Origin of the sequence: Corynebacterium afermentans subsp. lipophilum, assembly GCF_030408375.1 — a bacterium.
Classification (GTDB): Bacteria; Actinomycetota; Actinomycetes; order Mycobacteriales; family Mycobacteriaceae; genus Corynebacterium; species Corynebacterium lipophilum.
The window spans coordinates 2,285,578-2,305,084 of the sequence record NZ_CP046530.1 but is presented as its reverse complement, the minus strand read 5'-3'; the positions used below and the strand labels follow the sequence as shown (position 1 = coordinate 2,305,084).

The 19,507-nt window shown below is 60.9% G+C and carries 15 protein-coding genes and 1 pseudogene; 14 read left to right on the top strand and 2 right to left on the bottom strand.

Annotated elements, in window-relative coordinates:
* Nucleotides 1-5: 5 nt before the first annotated feature.
* The 10 genes and pseudogenes from gltS (at nt 6) to CAFEL_RS10925 (ending at nt 15,510) form a co-directional block, all read left to right on the top strand.
* The gene (gene gltS, locus CAFEL_RS10970) at nt 6-1,202 is read left to right on the top strand and encodes a sodium/glutamate symporter (protein ID WP_194559885.1); all 1,197 of its coding nucleotides are present in this window, start codon (nt 6-8) and stop codon (nt 1,200-1,202) included.
* Nucleotides 1,174-1,890, top strand: a pseudogene (locus CAFEL_RS10965) (DEAD/DEAH box helicase); the annotation flags it as partial. The gene gltS and the pseudogene CAFEL_RS10965, both read left to right, overlap by 29 nt.
* 207 nt (nt 1,891-2,097) lie before the next feature.
* Nucleotides 2,098-2,319, top strand: coding sequence for a hypothetical protein (locus CAFEL_RS10960; protein ID WP_194559883.1), 222 nt, complete (start codon nt 2,098-2,100; stop codon nt 2,317-2,319).
* Nucleotides 2,306-3,025 carry a hypothetical protein gene (locus CAFEL_RS10955; RefSeq protein WP_194559882.1) on the top strand — a complete coding sequence of 240 codons (720 nt, stop codon included), beginning with the start codon at nt 2,306-2,308 and terminating at the stop codon, nt 3,023-3,025. Before CAFEL_RS10960 ends, CAFEL_RS10955 begins: the two co-directional genes overlap by 14 nt.
* A 28-nt stretch (nt 3,026-3,053) precedes the next feature.
* Nucleotides 3,054-3,440: an SPRY domain-containing protein gene (locus tag CAFEL_RS10950; protein WP_194559881.1), complete on the top strand. Its 387-nt coding sequence runs from the start codon at nt 3,054-3,056 to the stop codon at nt 3,438-3,440.
* 790 nt (nt 3,441-4,230) lie between these two features.
* A complete protein-coding gene (locus CAFEL_RS10945) occupies nt 4,231-5,130 on the top strand; it encodes a hypothetical protein (RefSeq protein ID WP_194559880.1) in 900 nt (299 codons plus the stop codon).
* A 251-nt stretch (nt 5,131-5,381) separates the two neighbouring features.
* A complete protein-coding gene (locus CAFEL_RS10940; protein WP_194559879.1) occupies nt 5,382-5,729 on the top strand; it encodes a hypothetical protein in 348 nt (115 codons plus the stop codon).
* A 15-nt stretch (nt 5,730-5,744) separates the two neighbouring features.
* The gene (locus CAFEL_RS10935) at nt 5,745-6,710 is read left to right on the top strand and encodes an FRG domain-containing protein (protein ID WP_194559878.1); all 966 of its coding nucleotides are present in this window, start codon (nt 5,745-5,747) and stop codon (nt 6,708-6,710) included.
* A gap of 130 nt (nt 6,711-6,840) precedes the next feature.
* Entirely contained in the window at nt 6,841-13,167 is a 6,327-nt protein-coding gene (locus tag CAFEL_RS10930) for a DEAD/DEAH box helicase (RefSeq protein ID WP_194559877.1), read from the top strand.
* Between the two features lie 6 nt (nt 13,168-13,173).
* On the top strand, nt 13,174-15,510 hold the full coding sequence (locus CAFEL_RS10925; RefSeq protein ID WP_194559876.1) for a 3'-5' exonuclease: 2,337 nt from the start codon (nt 13,174-13,176) through the stop codon (nt 15,508-15,510).
* Between the two features lie 68 nt (nt 15,511-15,578).
* Here CAFEL_RS10925 and CAFEL_RS10920 read toward each other — a convergent pair whose 3' ends face one another.
* Both CAFEL_RS10920 and CAFEL_RS10915 read right to left on the bottom strand, forming a co-directional pair.
* Nucleotides 15,579-16,445, bottom strand: a complete 867-nt coding sequence (locus CAFEL_RS10920) for a hypothetical protein (protein ID WP_194559875.1) — start codon at nt 16,443-16,445, stop codon at nt 15,579-15,581.
* Between the two features lie 135 nt (nt 16,446-16,580).
* Entirely contained in the window at nt 16,581-17,519 is a 939-nt protein-coding gene (locus CAFEL_RS10915; RefSeq protein ID WP_194559874.1) for a GIY-YIG nuclease family protein, read from the bottom strand.
* Nucleotides 17,520-17,710: 191 nt separating this feature from the next.
* Between CAFEL_RS10915 and CAFEL_RS10910 the strand changes: the two genes are divergently transcribed.
* The 4 genes from CAFEL_RS10910 to CAFEL_RS10895 all read left to right on the top strand — a co-directional run bounded on the left by CAFEL_RS10910 (nt 17,711) and on the right by CAFEL_RS10895 (nt 19,473).
* A complete protein-coding gene (locus CAFEL_RS10910) occupies nt 17,711-18,097 on the top strand; it encodes a hypothetical protein (protein WP_063937039.1) in 387 nt (128 codons plus the stop codon).
* A 223-nt stretch (nt 18,098-18,320) separates the two neighbouring features.
* Nucleotides 18,321-18,539, top strand: coding sequence for a helix-turn-helix transcriptional regulator (locus tag CAFEL_RS10905; RefSeq protein ID WP_290172052.1), 219 nt, complete (start codon nt 18,321-18,323; stop codon nt 18,537-18,539).
* A gap of 135 nt (nt 18,540-18,674) precedes the next feature.
* Complete coding sequence (locus tag CAFEL_RS10900; protein WP_194559873.1) at nt 18,675-18,869, top strand: hypothetical protein; 195 nt, start codon at nt 18,675-18,677, stop codon at nt 18,867-18,869.
* Nucleotides 18,870-19,212: 343 nt separating this feature from the next.
* Nucleotides 19,213-19,473, top strand: coding sequence for a hypothetical protein (locus CAFEL_RS10895; RefSeq protein WP_194559872.1), 261 nt, complete (start codon nt 19,213-19,215; stop codon nt 19,471-19,473).
* Nucleotides 19,474-19,507 lie beyond the last annotated feature (34 nt).

Below are 19,507 nucleotides of genomic sequence, written 5' to 3'. Positions count from 1 at the left end.
GTGAAATGGAATTTGAATTGGACCTGGTCAGCTCGGTTGCGCTGACCCTGGCATTGCTGCTCCTCGGCAACTGGGCCGCGAGAAGTTGGAAAATCTTCAGTAGGTTCGCGATCCCAGGGCCAGTGGTGGGTGGCTTCTTATTCGCCCTGGTTGTTCTGTTCCTGCGAGAGGCTTTGTCCTTCGAGCTCACACTCGACACCACGCTTCAAAGCCCGGCAATGTTGGCGTTCTTCACGACCATTGGACTTGGCGCATCGCTTGGCTTGATGCGCGCTGGCGGGAAGTTCTTGCTGATCTACCTCGTGGCGTGCTGGGGTGTGGCAATCTTCCAAAACCTTGTCGGCATTGGGCTGGCGAAGGCGCTCGACTTAAACGCTTTGCTCGGCGTCATGGCAGGTTCTGTCTCCCTCGAGGGTGGCCACGGTGCGGCAGCCGCATTCGGCCCAACCGCTGAAGAGCTCGGTGCGCAGGGTGCTACTGCTGTCGCGATCGCTGCAGCAACCTTCGGTTTGATCGCGGGTTCGCTCATTGGCGGGCCGCTTGCCACGTGGCTGATTAAGCACTACGGGCTGGACATCAAGACGCGCGAGATTGAAGCGATCGAGGAAACGGGGATTGACGAAACCTCGGAGGTCGAGGAAGGCTCGCTCATTGCCACGGCCGCGCTAATCGGCTTCATCGTGGTGATCGGTGTGTTCCTAGGGTCTTGGTTCGGCGACGTCACTGGTTACTCGCTCCCCGGCTATGTCGGAGCGATGCTCATCGCAATTGTGTTTCGCAACCTCAATGACAAATTGGGGTGGTTTTCACTGCACGGGAAGTCATTGTCACTCATCTCTGAGCTTTCCCTCGGGTTTTTCCTTACCCAGGCCATGATGAGTCTGAAGATCTGGGATCTGTACAGCCTGGCGTTACCGCTGTTCATCATCCTGGTTGTGCAGGTTGTGGCGCTCGTCCTGTTCGTTGTGTTGGTCGTCTTCCGCATGCTGGGCAAGGACTACGACGCGGCAGTGATTTGCGGCGGCATGATGGGCCATGGTCTTGGTGGAACCCCCAACGCAGTGGCGAATATGGACGCGATTGGCCGCCGCCATGGTCTGCAGTCGCGCGTGGGCATGATTGTCGTGCCACTTTCGGGCGCAGTGTTAATCGACATCGTGGCGCTGCCGTGGATTGTGTTCTGTCTTAACTGGGTGGCCTAAAGCCCATGAGACTGCGTTTTCGCTTGCGAACCCGGAGACGTCCAACGCGCTGAAGGCGTTCTTGGAGGACTCGGAGCGGGGTATGTTCCACGGCCCGTACGTGCGCACGCGCTTGCCGTACGCGCGCGCGATCGGGTGGGACGGGATTCTGGACTGGATGCCGGGGTGGTTCATGCCGTACCACCATCAGGCGGAGGCGTTCCGGCGTTTGCGCAGTCGGGATGAACAGGGCGCTCGTCGCCCGGAGTCGACGTTGGTGATCACGGGTACTGGTTCAGGTAAGACTGAGTCGTTCCTCTACCCGGTGTTGGATCACGCGGCGCGGGCCCGGGCGGAGGGGCAACGCGGAACCAAGGCACTGTTGCTGTACCCCATGAACGCGCTGTCGAATGACCAGGCGGACCGCTTGGCTAAGCTGCTTACCAGCGAGCCGGCGTTGGCGGGGGTGACGGCGGGTATTTACACGGGTGAGGCGAAGGGTTCCGTCCGCAAGGTCACGCGGGATTCGCTGATTACTGACCGTGACCAGATGCGCGCGGATCCGCCGGACATCTTGCTCACCAACTACAAGATGCTGGACCAGCTGCTGCTGCGTGAAGAGGACCGGGAGATCTGGAAGCGCTCCGCAACATCGTTGCAGTACTTGGTGCTGGATGAGTTCCACACCTACGACGGTGCCCAGGGCACGGGAGGCGTATGCGCGGTTTGAGGGGATGGGTTAAACGCCCGGCAATGAGTGAAACACGAGCGCATCTGTCTCGTCGAGATCGGTGCTGTGTTCGAGCATCTCGACCTGCACTGTAGAACACGTGTTCGACAGTGCAGGTTGTTGGTGGCGCGGTGTTGGCTATTATTCGGGACTAGAACGATAGCCCAGCGAGCTGAGGTGATTGAGATGGCAGTTGAAATTAAGACCACCAACAACAAGGAACTCTGGGAGAAGAAGCGAGACTATCTCGCTGCTCTCCGCAGGTCTACACGCCAGCCCTCTGCGAGCATTGAAGAACTACGTACGCTCGCCCACTCGGGCATGCTAGATAAGTCCGAGCGGGCCTTGTACGACGATTTAAGCGTCGTATTGATGCTGTTGGGTGAGGGACAACTTGAATCTGCGTGACGAGGCTGAGCTGTTTCTCGATGAGGTGAGAAGCACGCTTATAGATGCTCTCCCACTCGCATCTGAAGGGGATATCGAAACAGAGGCGTGGCTTAACGCCGATACGAACATCGTTGTAGGTGAATTTGATGCCCCGGTTATCCACGGTGCCGGTCAGCTCGAAAGCGAAATTGATAGCCAAGACTACAGCCAGCTATTCCGCGTCATCGTCCGCTACGAATTAACTTCCGATTCCACCGGCAGGTTCCTCGCCGTGGAAAGAAGCAAATTCGAGCTGCGGGTGGCTACGTCCCCAGGCATTCGGTTTGAATACGAACGGGGGTACACCAGCGCTCCATGCGCCCACATTCATTACTCGGGAGTCACTGGATTGCTGAGCCCGGCTTTAATGCAGAACTTCCAGGGGAAGTCTGGAAATCCGAGGAAGAAAGGACGGCTGGAAGAACTGCATTTGCCGGTGGGTGGCAGGCGGTTTCGTCCGTCGGTTGAAGAATTCCTCTACTTCGTTATCGCTGAGTGCGGGTTTCGGGGCAAACCGGGCTGGGAGCCGACCTTGCTGCGGCGGCGGCAAGAATGGTTGTTCAAGCAAACGGCTGCCGCAGTACGGGACTACCCGGAAGCCGCGGCAAAGTCGTTGGAGGAGCTCGGATTCTCAGTCACGCCTCCGGCAGGGTTCTCTCCACGAGTGATTGACGCAAAATGGTAGGGAAAACTTGGTCTGCAAAGAGCAAGTGGTGTCGGAGGAGGTTGTGGGGGAACCTTGGGACGTCGATACGCCTTTGCGTAAGGATGAAGAGTGGCGTGCTGCGCAGGTGGAGATTGATGCGATTGTGGCGTTGTCGTTGGGTGTGACGGCGGATGAGTTGTGCATGATTTACCGGACGCAGTTTCCGGTGATGCGGCGTTATGACCAGGAGGATCGGTTTGATGCGAATGGTCGGAAGGTGCCGAAGGAGATTGTGAAGGCTGACGCGAAGTTGAAGGACGGCGCGGAGTTGTCGGTGGCGGATCGGACGTGGATGCATCCGCAGTCCGGTGTGGAGTACGTCTACGAGTATCCCTTTAGGCAGCTGGACCGGGAGACGGATATGCGGGAGGCGTATAAGAGTTTGAGAGATTGATGGGATCGAATTCCAAATCGAGTTTGAGAAAGTACCGATTACAACGGATAACATACTTCTGCCGAGGGTGAGTAGAACCAGCAAATGTGGTGTATGGCTCGCGACATTTCATTTCAGGAGGCGTGGTGAATTTGGGTACATGCGAGTCTTTCAACTTCGGGCGCATGCTCAGCGAATCTGCTGAAAAGGGGTGGAGTGTGGGGCAGGCGAGTTCGATTCGATTGAGCGGGCTAAGTAGTTATTTGGCTCAACATAGTGACTTCGAGTTGGTTGCCAATCGCGTGGGACAAGGGAAGGTGGATACCCTAAGACCGATGCTCCAGCACGAAGCTCCTTCGAACTCTATTAGTTCCAGATTTGGATACGGGGAACAGCCGCTCCACACGGACGGCGCCCACCTTCGAAACGTTCCAGATATAGTACTGCTTTGGTCAAAAAATCCGAGCTCAGTGCCTACAAGAATGTGGCGACCGCGGACAGTACCTTTCGATGAAGCGCGCGGTATGTTTGCGGTCCGGAGTGGAAGAGAAGTGTGGCTTGCTTCCGCCTATGGCCTCGATGGTCGTCTGCGCTTTGATCCGAGTTGCATGAGCCCAGTGGACCATTTCGCGACGAAGCTTGTACAGCGTTTCTCGGCTCCCCCACCTGAAGAGGTCACAGAGTTCCGCTGGGACCGGCCCAATCTAGTGCTGCTACTTCGCAACCGGATGATCCTTCATGGAAGATCACACGTAACAGATGATCAATCATCGAGAGAAATACAACGGGTCATGTTAAGGAAGTGTCAACGGTGAATCCCTTTGCCGCCGAGGGCTTCTGGAATAAAGCCATTCTATTCATTAACCGTGCCACTGAACCTGGCGAAGGAAGAAGCGAGGATGAACGGCGGTTCTGGGCAGCGCTCTCCCTTGAGCAAGCCGCAAAGTGGGCTCTAGCAGAGATCTCCCCTGCACTGGTGGTCGATCCCCAAAGAGATGGCGGGTCTCAATTGCTTCAAGCCCTAGAACTCAAAGAATCAAACAAAGCAATAACTGCGCAGGCCTCTACAATCTTCACTAGGTGTGGAAGCGCATTGCGTCCATTCAACCGTGAGGAAGCATTGAAAATCGCAGAGGCTAGAAATGACTATCTGCACGGGGCAGGCGTAGACATACTCCTTCTGCCCAATCAGATTTGGTGGCCTAGGATCTGGTCTCTTTTTAATGTTCTCCTGCTGTCCGGTCAACGAACATTTGATGATTTCGTTGGTTCGGCAATGGCAAACAAGATTGAATCGCTGCTTGCGGCTAACAAACGAAATCTTGAAGTTCATTACGAAGCACTTCTTGCTTCTGCTCAGTCTCGGTACCAACGACGCCAAAGTGGAATGGCCTCTGTTGGAGAGAATGCTCGGTGGGAGGCCAACAGGAGATGGGTTTCCCGTTCGTACTATGAGACCGAAGCGCAATGCCCGGCGTGTGAGCGAAACGGAATTGTCGGCTCCGATGAGGCTGAGAGTAAAAGCTTAAATCTGGACGATCCGGAGTTCCCCGTGATAGAGGTTAGCTTTTTGCCGGACCGATTCTTTTGCGACGAATGCTACTTGATATTAGACGATTACGACTTGATCGAGCTTGCAGGGTTGAATAAGTCGTTCGGGACGTTTTCAGATGAGGATCCTGTCGCCTTTCCTGAATACGGAAATGATTAAAGATGGGGTTTGCCATTGTTCTATCGTCGTCAAATCAACGACCCTCTACAGTGCCCCAAAGAAATGGTGTGACTGGGAAGGAAGTTTGTAAACAAAAAGCGCTTACCTCGTGGACTGGGATTCGACCATTCGAAATGGGAGAATTAAGCTGCCCTCGAAGACCTGATACCCGAGAAATCCCCACGATCGAATCGTGTCTTTGTAAGCTTTCTACTCCCTGATGGAAGCCTGTTTAAGGAGAAAGAACAAGAGTGACTCTTGCTGAACGGGAAACCGAGCTGACAATTGCGAATGCGTGGAAAACAGTTCGAGATGCGGAGCGGACACTTTACCAAGCGCGAGCTAGAAATCACGCTGCTGACCGCGCCCTTCGCGTGGCCGAAGACTTTTACTTCCTTGGCGACGACACCACGTTGGTTGACTTAGCTCACATCGAGAAAGCTCGGCAAGAACGCTCAATAGCGGAGGCCTCGTATCGGAGCGCGAATGTTGCTTTGAAGAAGGCCCGTAAATCCTACCGCGAGAGCGTCACTCTCTTTCAAAAGGAATACGGAAGAGAACCAGATCCGCGCATCATTTACGATCACTTGGCCGAATAGAGGAGTGCCGACTCGTTGATTACAAAAATATTGCCATACAACTGGATTGACAGCGTGCAGAGTTTCATTCGGGTTATCGACGAACTAGAGGCTATCTACGGGCCTGAATTGCGGGATCCCAGCGTGAGTCGCTGGAGTTTGTTCCGAGGGCACAATGACGAGCTATATCAACCCGAACCTGCAATATATCGGGACTTTGAGGGCGAATCGGTTTTCTATACCAATGAACAGCTGATGATTCAGGAAGTCATACGCCTGATGCCGACGGAGTTCGAACGGCTGAGTGCGTTTCAAATCCTTGCAAAATTGCAGCACTATGGTCTACCCACACGGTTACTGGATGTGACAACGAATCCTTTGGTTGCGCTATTTTTCGCCTGTGGTGGGTCCGAGGAAGTTGATGGGGAAGTGGTAGTTTTCCCGAATCAATCGGTGTACAGGGAGGACTCTGCGCAGGTCGAATGGCTCTCGCGATGGGCCATAAACGGCACCTGGGGTCCAACCTCAGAGGGTTCGCTGATGCAAGCAGTGGGGTATGATTCCACTAAGAATCGAAGCGCTCTCATTGAACATTCGGAACCTATTGAAGCCTTGACGCAACGCTTCACAGCTGTCAGGCCCATGCACACGAACGAGCGATTAAAAGCGCAGAGCGGTGCCTTCCTAATCGCTGGGCTGGAGATAGACAGGCGCGCAGAACAAAACTTGTTTGTTAGGCCTCATCGTGGTTGCATCGGCGAGGACACTGGGCGAGATACGACATTGCAGATTCATGAACCGCGCATCATTGTGACTGGTGAATCCAAGTCTAGGATATTACGGCAGCTTGACCGACTTAACATCAACTTCTCCACTTTGTTTCCGGAACCTCAAAACATCATCCGTTACGTACATGACGGCTTCAAGAACCACATTTTTGGAGAGACGAACGTTTCCCGACGTATAGATACGAGTGCATTTAGAGAATACGACAGCAACTAGTTCTGTTACGACGCGTCGATAATCTTTTGAGGATTTACGCGTCTTCCACGGCGTAGCCCGACTGTAAAGACAAAAGTTAAGGTTGCGCATCGCTGTCTACGCTTGTCTGAACCCAGATAAAGTTACCCCCATGTCTACCCTCATCCCCGTCCACGCATCGGAACACGTCCTCGGGGGCGTGTCCGAGTATCTGGCCACTGCGTTTTCGCTTGCGAACCCGGAGACGTCCAACGCGCTGAAGGCGTTCTTGGAGGACACGGAGCGGGGTATGTTCCACGGCCCGTACGTGCGTACGCGTCTGCCGTACGCGCGCGCGATCGGGTGGGACGGGATTCTGGACTGGATGCCGGAATGGTTCACCCCGTACCACCATCAGGCGGAGGCGTTCCGGCGCCTGCGCAGCCGGGATGAGCAGGGTGCTCGTCGCGCGGAGCCGACGTTGGTGATCACGGGTACTGGTTCAGGTAAGACTGAGTCGTTCCTCTACCCGGTGTTGGATCACGCAGCACGGGCCCGAGCGGAGGGGCAACGCGGAACCAAGGCACTGTTGCTGTACCCCATGAACGCGCTGTCGAATGACCAGGCGGACCGCTTGGCTAAGCTGCTTACCAGCGAGCCGGCGTTGGCGGGGGTGACGGCGGGTATTTACACGGGTGAGTCGAAGGGTAGCGTCCGCAAGGTCACGCGGGAATCGCTGGTCACCGACCGTGACCAGATGCGCGCGGATCCGCCAGACATCTTGCTCACCAACTACAAGATGCTGGACCAGCTGCTGCTGCGTGAAGAGGACCGGGAGATCTGGAAGCGCTCGGCAACATCGTTGCAGTACTTGGTGCTGGATGAGTTTCACACGTACGACGGTGCGCAGGGCACGGACGTGGCACTGCTGCTGCGCCGCTTGGGGCTGATGCTTAAGGCACACCAGCCGGAGGGGTTCCTGGGTGAGTACGCATCCAATCCGCTGGGCCGGGTCACGCCGGTGGCAACGTCGGCAACGCTCGGCGGCAAAGACGACACGCAGAAGGTGCTGGACTTCGCGGGCACGATTTTCGGGGAGCAGTTCAGCGCGGACGCGCTGGTCGGCGAACGTACGCTGACGTACGAGCAGTGGGTGGACGAGATCGCGGAGACATTCGGGAGCCACTCCCCTACTCCGCTGCCGGACATCGACCAGATCAAGCAGATCAACAGCATGATCGCGGACGACGCCTCGGGCCGCGACTATGCGGACGTGGTGCTTGAGGTCTTCCGAACGCAGCTGTGGGACGCCGGCGAGACGCTGGAAGAGATCATCGCGGCGTACGCGGCGCACCCGCTGACCCGCGCGCTGCTGGAGGCGGCGAAAAACGCGGCACCGCTTATCCAGCGCGAGGGCGAGAAGGAAACGACGGTCCCGGCGGCGGTACTCGGCGAGATTGTGGTGCGCAGCCTCAAGGAGGGTCCGGCACGGGAGTTTGTCACCCACCTGCTCACCGCGGTCGCGCACGTGCGAGCGCTGGCGGGCGAGAAGTACGGCTTCGGTGGCAAGCGCCTGCCGGGTGTGGAAACCCACCTGTGGCTGCGTGAGGTCTCCCGCATCGAGCGCACGGTGACGCCGACTGAGGACGGCGAGGTGTTTCGCTTCGCGGATGACGGCCAGCTCGGCGGGGACGACGCCGCGGTGTGGCTGCCGGCAATCTACTGCCGCGAGTGCGGGCGCGCCGGGTGGATGACGGCGCTGGAGCCCGGCACGGACGCGGTGGTGCTGGGTGGCGGGGAGATCCGTAAGGCGAGCGTCGATAAGCCTGAGCTCGTACGCCCTCTCATCGATGCCACCAATGAGTACCGCCGGGCGCTCAAAGACGGCAAGGAGATGAAGGAGTTCGGCGACGACGAGGGCAAGCGGGCCCTGATGTGGTTCCACACGCAGACCCGCACGCTGTCAGCGAGCGAGCCGGACGAGCGGGAGCGGGCGGAGGGCCTGTCGGTGCCCGTGATCACCTACGCCGGGCTCGACGCTGGCGAGTACGCCCGCGAACAGGTATGCCCGTCGTGCGGGGAGACGGACACCATCCGCTACATCGGTTCGCGTGTGGCCACGCTGCTGTCGGTGGGGCTGTCCAACCTGTTCGGCATGCCGCAGCTGGAGCAGGAAGAGAAGAAGACCCTCGTGTTCGCGGACTCGGTGCAGGACGCAGCGCACCGCGCGGGGTTTGTGCAGGCTAGGGCGCGCGCGTTTGGCATCCGCGCGTTGATGCGCAGCGTCGTCGCAAGCTCCGGCAATGGAGTACAAGGTGAGGTCTCCGTGGCGCAGCTGCCGCTGCGGATCCTCGAGCACGCAGACGCCGCTGAGGACCCGTTGCGTGCGCGGTTTGAACTGCTGCCCCAGGAGATCGCGGAGACGCCCACGTTCCGCGCGTTCTGGGAGAAGGACGCTGACGACGCGTCCCGGCGTGCGGCCACCGCGGCGGTGCTGGAGCGCCTTGAGCTGGACGCGGCGCTCGAGTTCGGCCAGCAAGCGGACCTGCCGCGTTCCCTCGTGTCCACCGGTGCGCTCACACCGCGGGTGGATGTGGATGACGCGGTGCTGCTCGAGGCGGCGGAAGAGGCGCTGCGCAGCATCGATAGCGGCTTATTCGAGGTGGTGGACGCCACCGACCCGCAGGTGCGGCTGCGCTGGATGCGCGGACTGTTGGAGCAGGTGCGCGCACGCGGCGGCGTATACACGCCAATGTTCAAGTCTTACCTCCAGGACGACGGCAACACGTGGCGTCTGCACAACCGCTACGCCAAGGCGCGTGGCATGCGCCGGTTTGCCAAGGGGGGCGCGCCGGAGTTCCCGCGCTCCGGGCCGGCGGTAGATGACAAGGACCGCGGTGTGACCCCGCTGGGCAGCCCGCGCGGGCGCTACGCCCGGTGGACTTCCAAGGTTCTGGGGATCGGCACCCACGACGCGGCGACGGTGCTCACCAACGTGTTCCGCGAGCTCGCCCGGCGCGAGGTGCTCATGGCCGTGTCCACGGACACCGGCGGCACGATGTACGCCATTGCGTCGCAGCAGGTGGTGGTGGCTGGTGAAGGTGAACCTGCGATGTTGCAGTGTGGGGTGTGTCATGCACCGTTAGGCGTCGATAGGCAACTGCGCTCGCTGCTTCAGGGCCTGCCGTGCCCCACGCCCGGCTGCCCCGGCGAGCTCGAAGAGGAGCCGATCGAGGCGAATTACTACTCGCAGCTGTACACCTCCACCAACCCGCGCGCGGTGGTGGCACGCGAGCACACCGGGTTGATCCCGAAGGAGGAACGCCTCGCGCTCGAGCGGGCGTTCCGCGGTGGCGCTGAGGCACCGAACGCGCCGAACGTGCTGGTGGCAACGCCGACGCTGGAGATGGGCATCGACATCGGCGACCTGTCCACGGTTATGCTCGCCTCGCTGCCCACCACCGTCTCCTCGTACGTGCAACGTGTGGGTCGCGCCGGGCGTCTCACCGGCAACTCGTTGGTGCTCGCCTTCGTGCAGGGCCGCGGGAGCACGCTGCCGAAGCTGAACCAGCCGCTATCCGTCATCGCAGGCACCGTGGTGCCGCCGGTGGCTTTCCTCTCCGCCACCGAGATCCTGCGGCGGCAAACCACGGCGTACTTGGTGGACACACTGTCGTTCCGCAATAACGGGCTGGAAGTGAAGTATTCGCGCGACGTGTTCAGCACCCGCAAGGTCTCGCTGGTGGAGGTGCTCGGCGAGGACATCGCGGCCGGCGTGGAGGACCGCGTGGACGCGTTTTTAGCCACGGTGGCAGGGTCCGTGGACGCGGCCACCGTGGACGGGGTGCGCGCGTGGGCGTGCGGCCAGGGGCCCGACTCACTCACGGGCGAGATGGAGCGCACCCGCAGACTCTGGGACAGCGAGGTCAAGGCGTTCACCGCGCGGCTGAGCACCCTCCAAGACCAGCTGAGTGCGCTGGATGCCAAGGTGGACCCGAACGCGGGCACCGAAAACGCCGATGCGGAGCTGGAGCGCGACAAGCGCAGCACGAAGGCGGCGTACCACCGCACCGCCAAGGACCTCAACGACATCCTGCTCGGCGAACACTGGATCAGCTCCATGGAGCGCTACGGGCTGCTGCCCAACTTCACGCTGTTGGATGATGCGGTGGAGCTGTCCGTGGTGGTCTCCCAGCTCAACCCGACCACCATGCAGATCGACCCGGACTCCTTCGAGCTCTCCCGCGGTGTGTCCTCCGCGCTTCACGAGCTCGCGCCGGGCAACACCTTCTACGCCCGTGGCATCGCCGCCACCGTGGACGCAGTCGAGGTCGGCTTCAACGGCGCGGACATCGAGCGGTGGCGCCTGTGCCCCGAGTGCTCCTACGCCGAGCCCGTGCGCGAAGGGGCCGCCGCCGGCGCGTGCCCTTCCTGCGGTGCGGACACCTTCGCCGACAACGGCCAGGTGCTGGATACGGTGCGCATGCGCCGCGTGTCAGCGGAGGTGGATCGGGGCAATGCGCTTATCGACGACTCCCGCGACGACCGCCGCGAACTGAACTACCACACCGCCCTGAGCTTCTCCGTGCCGGAAGGTGGCCACGGTGGTAAATGGTTCCTCTCCCAAGGCTTCGGCGCGGAGTACCTGCGGTACGTGAACTTAAGCTGGTTCAACCTGGGCCGCGGGCCCGCGATGAAGCGCATCTTCGCCAACGCTGAGATCGATGCGCCCATGTTCACCGTCTGCAACTACTGCGGGCACCTGGACTCGCAGAAGGGCACGAACTCCAAGTGGGACCACCGCCCCTGGTGCCCGAAGCGCAACGCCCGCGAGGAGGAGTCCGTCACCGTCGCGCTGTCTCGCACCTTGCAGACCCAGGGCGTGCTGCTGCACGTGCCGGTGATGCTCACCGCGGGCGACAAGGCGACCATCCCCTCGTTGACCGCCGCGATCAAGCTCGGCTTCAAGGAGGTTTTGGGCGGCGACCCGGACCACCTGGGTGTGGTTACCGTCCGCGTGCCGGATGACCGCGGCGGCACCGTCGAGGCGCTGCTCATGCACGACAACGTCCCCGGCGGCACCGGGTATCTCTCCCAGTTCGCCTCGCCCGAAGACGTCCGCCGGCTGCTGGAAAAGGCGTTTACGAAGGTTGCGGAGTGCGCCTGCCAGGACGACGAGCGCCTCGCCTGCCCCGACTGCCTGTTGCCGTACACCCGCTGGCAGCAGATCGATGTCACCTCCCGCGCCGCCGCGGAACGCGCGCTGCGCGCGATCCTGACTAACCAGGACCACCCCTCGGCAGAGACCGATCCCCTGCAGGTGGCGTGGGAGCCGCAGACGGAGGCGCCGCAGCTAGATCAGTCCTCCAACCTGGAGGTGCGCTTCCGCGAGATGCTGCGCGAGGCCCTGGAGGCGCGCCACGCCACCGTCAAGGACATCGCCAATGCCGGAGGTGTGGAGTGGCACATCACGTTCTCGTCCGGTGAGGAGTGGTCCATGCGCGAACAGCACGACTACGGCTACACCCGCCCGGACTTCCTCTTCCAGCACCGCCGTAACCCGCTTGTGCGGCCGGTGGCCGTGTACACCGACGGCGCCGCGTTCCACTTCAGCCCGCAGCACTACCGCTTCCCCTCGGACATCCAGAAGCGCAACAGCCTGCACTTCGGCGACAAGCAGATCTTGCCGTGGAACGTCACCGACGCCGGCCTGGACTGGTTCGCGCAGGAGGTGGAGGTCGGTGCCGCAGCACCGACGTGGGTAAGCGAGGACGCCGAGGAACGTACGCGTAACATGGAGGGCATCGGCAACAACGAGATTGCCTTCCTCAAGGCCTCCCCCATCACCCAGCTGCTGACCTACTTGGCGGAGCCGAACAGGGCCTCGTACGCGCTCATGGACGAGGCGTTGCTGCGGATGCTGAGCGGGTCGCTGCGCCCCTCGCGCATCCCGGGTGGTGCATGCCTGACCTTCCGCAGCGAGGTCCATTTCGACGGGACCCTGGCGGATGGTGCGGTGGCCCTGCGCCACCTGCACGTCGACGCCACCGAACCCGGCTCCATCACCACCGACAACTGGCGCGACTTCCTGCGCTTCGCCAACATCATGTGGCTGGCCAACAACGCCGTCACTGTTGCGGTCGGTGATGGGGAGATGGTTGGGCAACCGGAGGTCGTCGATAAGCAAAGTGCCGTCGAGGCCGCAGTCGGTGGGCTGTGGGCCGAGGCGATCGAGGAGTTCGAGGACGAAGCCGACGTGGCCGCCGCGCTGCGCACCCTCGTGGACGCGGGCGCGGCGGCGACCGAGGAGATCGGCGAGGAGATCGGCTCCATCCCCACCGCCGTGTCCTGGACCGAGCTGCGCATCGCGCTGTTGATCGAGCAGGACGCCTCCTACACCGACGCGGAAGCCAAGCTTCGCGAGCAAGGCTGGACGCTGCTGTACCCCGATACACTCTCGCCAGAGACGATCCCGGCCGCGCTGCTGGGTAAGGAGTAAGACACCATGGTGACGTTTAGCCTGTACAGCGGGTTGGACCTCGACGGCGCGTTGATGAAGCCGACGATGAACTTCCTGCAGAAGCTCTCGGTGGACCCGACGAACCCGTCGCTGAAGATCAAGACCCTGTCCAACGCCGTGGACAAGCGTGTGCGCACCGGCCGCATCAACGACCAGTTCCGCGCGGTGCTCTTTGAGATCAAAGACAAGGACACGCACCACTTCGTGCTTGTAGACGTAGACTCGCACGACGAGGGCAACCTCAAGGCGGAACGGCTGGACCCGGCGCGGCTGCGCTTGGACGTCAACCCGATCAACGGTATTACGACGCTGATTAAAGAAGACGCGGTTGAGAGTGCTCAGCCTGTCGAGGACTCGAAGGCGAAGGCGGAGGCTGCCGCCCAGGCCGCGCGTGAGCTGGCGGCGCAGCAGGGGGTTGAAACGGAGCTCGCGGATAAGCCATCGCCCGCGCCTCGTGAGGCGCTGGATGGGCTCACGCCTTCGATGCTGTGGGACGCGCTGGGCATTGATCCCGCGCTGACTGAGCAGGTGCTCGCACTCGAGTCCGAGGACGGGCTGGACGCGCTGCTTGCGCCCCGGCCGAAGTGGGAGCACGAAGCGGTGCTCGCGCTGGTGGCGGGGTACTCGGTGGAGGAAACGCGGGAGTCGCTGGGGCTGCGCAAGGTCTCGGCTGCGGAGGCTGCCGAGTCCGAGGACGCGCGCCTGTTGGCGGGTCTGCGGCAGGCGGCTGCGGAGCTGGAGTTCGCCTACGTGGACGACGTGGAGACTGAGTCCCTGCGCAGCGTGATCGAGTCTGGCAATTTCGACCAATGGCGCGTGTACATCCACCCGGAGCAGCGCCGTATGGCCGAAAACTCCTACTCCGGGTCCGCGCGCGTGTTCGGCGGCGCGGGCACCGGTAAGACGGTGGTGGCGGTGCACCGCGCGAACAACCTGGCCGCGGGGCATATTGCGGGGGCCGGTCCGCGCGTGCTGCTGACCACGTTTACGAAGGGTCTGGCGCAGGGGTTGAAGTCACAGCTCAACGCGTTGAATCCCTCCTACCCGGAGGCAGACGAGCCCGGCGAGGACGGCGTGTGGGTGGACAACATCGACGCCGTGGTGCGCAAGGTGGTCTCCCTCGGCTCTGTGGAGGAGACGGAAGAGGCCACCCGGCGCGTGCTCGGCGTCACCGCCCCGCGCGTGCGCCCGTACACCGACATGGCAGCGCGCCAGGTGTGGGAGGGCGCGGTGGAGTCCGCCCCGGAGGAGCTGCCGCGCGAGATTGCTAACGAAGCGTTCCTGCAGGCCGAGTACGAGACCGTGGTGCTGGCCAACGGGATTGTGTCTTTGGCGGAGTACCTGAAGGTCGCGCGCACCGGCCGCGGCACGCCCCTGAACCGCAAGCAGCGCAAGCAGGTGTGGGCCGTGCTGGAGTCGTTGATGCAGACCCAAGCCATCGATGGCCAGCTGTTCTGGCCCACCATGTCCGCCGTGGGCGCAGAGATTTTGAACGTGCGCTACGAGCGCGGCGGCGGGTCGCTGTTCGACCACGTGGTGGTCGACGAGGCCCAGGACTTCAACGCCGGGCACTGGCGGTTTTTGCGCGCGTGTGCGGCGCATGGGCCTAACGACGTGTTCTTGGCCGAGGACTCCCACCAGCGCATCTACGGCCATCCGCTGACCCTGTCGCACTTCGGCATCTCCACCCGCGGGCGAGCATCCCAGCGCCTGACGCTGAACTACCGCACCACGAAGGAGAACCTGGATTACGCGCTGCGGATCCTGGTCGGCGGTGACATGGAGTTCCTGGACGCGGAGGGTGATAAGGATTCCGTTGGGAAGTACCGCTCCGCGAGGTCCGGCCCAGCGCCGATGATCGTGACCGCGGCGTCCGAGGACGAAGAATTTGCCGTAGCCGCTGGCTTGATCAACGTGTGGCTGGAGGAAGCCGAGCGTGCGGCCGAGGAAGGCGTGCACAAGGAAGTGCGCGTCGGCGTGATGTGCCGCACCCGAGGGCAGCTTTCCCGCGTGGTCTCCGGTCTTGCAGACCACGGCATCGACGCCGTGCAGACCAAGAACGCCGAACTGGCCTCCCACGAGCAGGTCAGTGTGATGACCATGCACGGCGCCAAGGGCATGGAGTTCACCCACGTGGTCCTCATGGGCGTGGGCAAGGAGATCATGCCGCTGCGCTTCCGTCTGAAGAACCTCTCCGAGGAGGACGCCCGCGCAGCTCTGCAGCGGGAACGCTCACTGCTCTACGTGGCGGCCTCGCGCGCCCGCGACGCGCTGGTAGTGACCACGGTCGGCGAGCGGTCGGAGCTGCTGCCGGAGGGTTAGGGTGGCATCACGATCTATTGGAAAAGGCGGTTTCGATTGAAAAGATTCTTCCTCTGGATTCTCGAGTTCTAAATACCTATCGCTTCAATAAGATCGTCAGCGCTGCTGTACTCCATAACCACGTGCTCGAAAAAGTGCTCTGGGCTTAGCCGCAGGTTGGCGGTTGCTTCGTAAAGATAGGGGATCTTAACGGTGGTGCTTGGTTTAGCACGGAATAGTGCAAGGTTGATTCTCTCCTGCGCATCCGCCACCCAGCGAGTCAAAATAGAGAGTTGAACAGCCACCGCAGAGGACGGTGCGAAAACTGGGCGGGCATCCTCCAACTCGGTCCAGTTGAAGATTATGGTTTCCAGATCAATTGGGAAATCGCCCGAATTTGCTGCGTCGAGCGTCTGTTCGGCGATGACCTTCCGGAGAGTGATTAGGTCTTCGACAAATTCTGGGACGGGCTCGTTTCGTACGATTTCGCACCACGCATCGTAGAGTTCAGGAGTTCTATCCGGCACCGTAAGAAAATCGATATTTTCATACCGCCCCGCTCCAACAGAGAATCTGTCGATGAGCTCCAATAACTTTGACTCTTGGCTAATAGTCGGTCGAGCAGAAAACTCGCAGCTGAATCCAGTAGGGAGCTGAATAGCTTCTACAGCATCCAACAGTTTAGATATCTTGTGACCGTATCTCCGAACCGGAGTGAAAGAATCCCCATGGAGCAGTCCAGAGATGCTGAGGGTGATTTTGGCTAAACGCTCCAGGCCTGCGGTGAAATCCAACAGACCGAGGTAAAGCGGGCTGACCCACTCAACGGGCCTTAGCCCGAAAATCTCCTCGACGTTAACGCAGCAGAGACGCTGTAGGCCATCCTGGATCATTCTGCTGGCATTTAAGTTTTCGAGAATCAAAGCTCGCCAAACGGGCGAGACCATATAGTTCATGACCTAGATGGTAAAGGGATCCGCAAATTTGGAACTGGGTTTTAACGGCCTGCAGCGGGTTGGCAATATGCGGTCGTTCTGGGCCTTTCGCCGACTTTTGGAAAGCGTACGCGGTGCCGTGCCCGGGAGCTGACCTTAATTGAGCCGATCGGCTTCGCCACCCTCGCGGTCTTCCCAGGCTGCGAGCGTGGTGGACGGTTCATCCTGCAGGTGCCACATCGTTCTGCCATTTGCGGCACCGCCCACCAGGAACGCCGCTGCGGCGGACGGGCTGGTGAACTCCAAGTCTGAGGTCAGCGTGTTGTCTTGGATCTGGTCCGCGTAGCGTTCCCGGGTGGCGTGGACCCCTCGCGGGGCGCTGGGACGCAGCTCCGGGCGCAACGTAGATCCCTCCAGGACGAGGAAGCCGGAAGCGGTGCGCTGGCCCAGGCCCTGAACACCTTGGCTGAGAACGGTGAGTTCGAAGACCGGTTCCTCGTCATCGCTCGGGCGCGCCGGGGCTGCAGCTGTGTTGGTCGAGGTGCGAGCTTTCGACGAAGTTGCCTTCGGCTGAAATGCGGAAACGCCCAGAGCACTGATGATGAGGTTGGTGTTCTCAATAAACTCGTCCAGCTCCGCTTGGGTCTCTTCGCTGACACTGCCAGCTGACGGGGTGTTGCCGTTGGCGACTTCGTAACGGTCCGCCTTAATAGCGCGCTGGTGGAACGCGTTTTCCAGGAACGTGATCTCGGTGGCGCCCCAGGAATCGTCAACCACAACCACGTAGATGATGCGGTTGAAAAAGTCTTTGTCCGCGCTGCGTGAATGCTCGGCGGCCCTAGCGAATGCGACGCCGTTCTGGCGGGGCGCGGTTTGGCCGATGTAAATGCGCGGCTTGTCCGTATCCGGGTTCGTGCCGACAAGGAAATACACCGCGGGGTGGTTCAGCTCCGGACGCCCTCGGAGTTCTTCGGAATTGAGCTCGGTGCGCGGGATTGAATAGACCCGGCCGACCCAATTTCTAATCGAGGCCTTGATCGGCCCGTCAGCGGTGCCGTCCATCATGAAAAGCTGCAGCGTCTTTGGCGAACCCATGCAGTTGAGCGTAATCCGAAACTCAAGCTGACTCAGCTTGAGGTGGCGGAGGTCGCCGATGCGTCAGCCCTTGCGGACTCCGCATTGCGCCGTGTGGGGCCTGCCGAGATTCGACAGTTGCGCAGCGCCATCAGTTAAGCCGGGGTCGGCAATGCCGAGAAAAACTGTGGCGCGGGAGATAGAGTTTTCCTATGAAAAAGTTTCCTCTCCTTGCTGCAACAGCAGCACTACTCATCACAACACTGTCCGTGCCTGCTGCTAACGCCGAGCTGACCCCAACTGAGCGGGACCAGTTCCGCACCGATCCCGTCGGGGCGATTGCTTGGCAAGCTATTAAGGGCTCTTCGGAATACGTGCGCGCCGATGGCAACACCATGATGGCCGCGTCCTTCTTCTCCATGACTTCGCCCGGGGAGAGTATCGGCCTGCCAGCCCTGGAGAACTGCGCCGAGCGCGTCGGCTCCTCTTCGCCGGCAGGCGGTGTGCGCTACGTGGCGGCAGCCCTGTGCGCAACCTTCGACCCGAATGCGCGCAGTCAGGTGCAGCGCGGTGACTTTGGCTACGCGCCGCTGGGCTAAGCCGGTGCGTAGATAGGCAGATCGCTGCGTGTATGCGGCCGAGACCACCCTGCGAGCTTGCCTTTGGCGGAACGAACGTGCCGATCTGAAATTGAGGGCGCGTGCCTCCAAGTCGGAGCGAACACACCGAAATGCGCTGTTTTGCGCTAACCTCACGGCCTATAGGAACAGATTCGGTGCGAACGTTCCGTAACAGCATACGGTCAGCGAGGGGACGAGACACGTGGACATAGAGGCACTCGGCAGCTTTGTGCGCGCCCAGCGTAAGGAGCGGAGGCTGACCCAACTGGAGGTCGCCGAGCTTGCCGACGTGTCGGACCGGTTCCTTCGGGAGCTGGAGCACGGTAAGCCGACGGCCGAGATTGGCAAGGTGATCGACGTTCTTGCCGTGCTCGGGTACGACCTTGAACCCGTCGTGCATAGAGCTGACGAGCTGGGGTGATTTTGAGCGTTGCCCCTTGCGGACTCCACATTGCGGACAAGTGGGTACGCACCAACTGTTTGAGGCCGCCAAGTTTTGAAACTGCTGGACATGGAGCTATTGCCTGAAGCGTTGACGCTTAATAGTCTCTTCGGCATGAGCACCCCCATCAATCTCTTCTCGGACATTCTCGAGGCAGCCAAGGTGGCGGCTGAAAAGAACGACCTCCGTCAGGCACTGGGGCGGTCTGGGGAATCGGCGGGGTCAAATGCTGCGGATGAGCTACCTGCGTACGACTGCGGTGGGCCGCCATTGGTCGACCTCGATGACATGGGCGCAGACTGGCTCTAACAACTACTCCGCATTGCGGACAAGTGGGGACGCACCAACTGTTTGCGGTTGGCAACCTTTGGTGCGTCGATAGGCGGATGTCCACTGAAATGAGCACGTGAGGGGCTGTGCTCGCGCAGGGTGCGACGTAGGCTGCCGGGCATGGGGATGAAAACTTGGAAAATTGGGGCCAAGGCGGCGGGAACGCACGTTGGGGGCCGGGTAATTGTTGCGAACCGTTTCGGTGAGATTGACGCTTCCGGGCGGGAGCTTGGGCAAGCGGTTGTTGCCGGACTGAATCGGGCAGCTAGAAAGTGTCGGCGGGTCAGTATGAAGCAGCCGGAAGCAGCCGGAAGCAGGTGAGGTGGCTGAGAGCCTCGCAGGCATCGTCTTGATGGCTGGCTTGCCGCTGCTGCTGATGCGGCAAGCGACAACCGTCGAATCAGCGGGTTCGGCGGCCAGGTTGATGGTGGAGATCGGCGGGGAGGCGCTCGCGCAGGAACCGCGGTTTGCAGGCGTATACGGGCTCGCGATCTCCGCCCGAGAATGCGCCGACGCCGGCCGTCTGGACATGATGGGGCCGTTTTGCGACACCATCTCCAGCGTGTTGCCGAAACCTCTGTGAGTGATCTTCGAAATGTAGCCCACTGGCGCTCTTT

Coding starts and splice junctions, on each gene's coding strand:
- gltS (WP_194559885.1), top strand. CDS start 6: ATGGAATTTGAATTGGACCTGGTCAGCTCGGTTGCGCTGACCCTGGCA.
- CAFEL_RS10960 (WP_194559883.1), top strand. CDS start 2,098: ATGGCAGTTGAAATTAAGACCACCAACAACAAGGAACTCTGGGAGAAG.
- CAFEL_RS10930 (WP_194559877.1), top strand. CDS start 6,841: ATGTCTACCCTCATCCCCGTCCACGCATCGGAACACGTCCTCGGGGGC.
- CAFEL_RS10925 (WP_194559876.1), top strand. CDS start 13,174: ATGGTGACGTTTAGCCTGTACAGCGGGTTGGACCTCGACGGCGCGTTG.
- CAFEL_RS10920 (WP_194559875.1), bottom strand. CDS start 16,445: ATGAACTATATGGTCTCGCCCGTTTGGCGAGCTTTGATTCTCGAAAAC.
- CAFEL_RS10915 (WP_194559874.1), bottom strand. CDS start 17,519: ATGGGTTCGCCAAAGACGCTGCAGCTTTTCATGATGGACGGCACCGCT.
- CAFEL_RS10910 (WP_063937039.1), top strand. CDS start 17,711: ATGAAAAAGTTTCCTCTCCTTGCTGCAACAGCAGCACTACTCATCACA.
- CAFEL_RS10900 (WP_194559873.1), top strand. CDS start 18,675: ATGAGCACCCCCATCAATCTCTTCTCGGACATTCTCGAGGCAGCCAAG.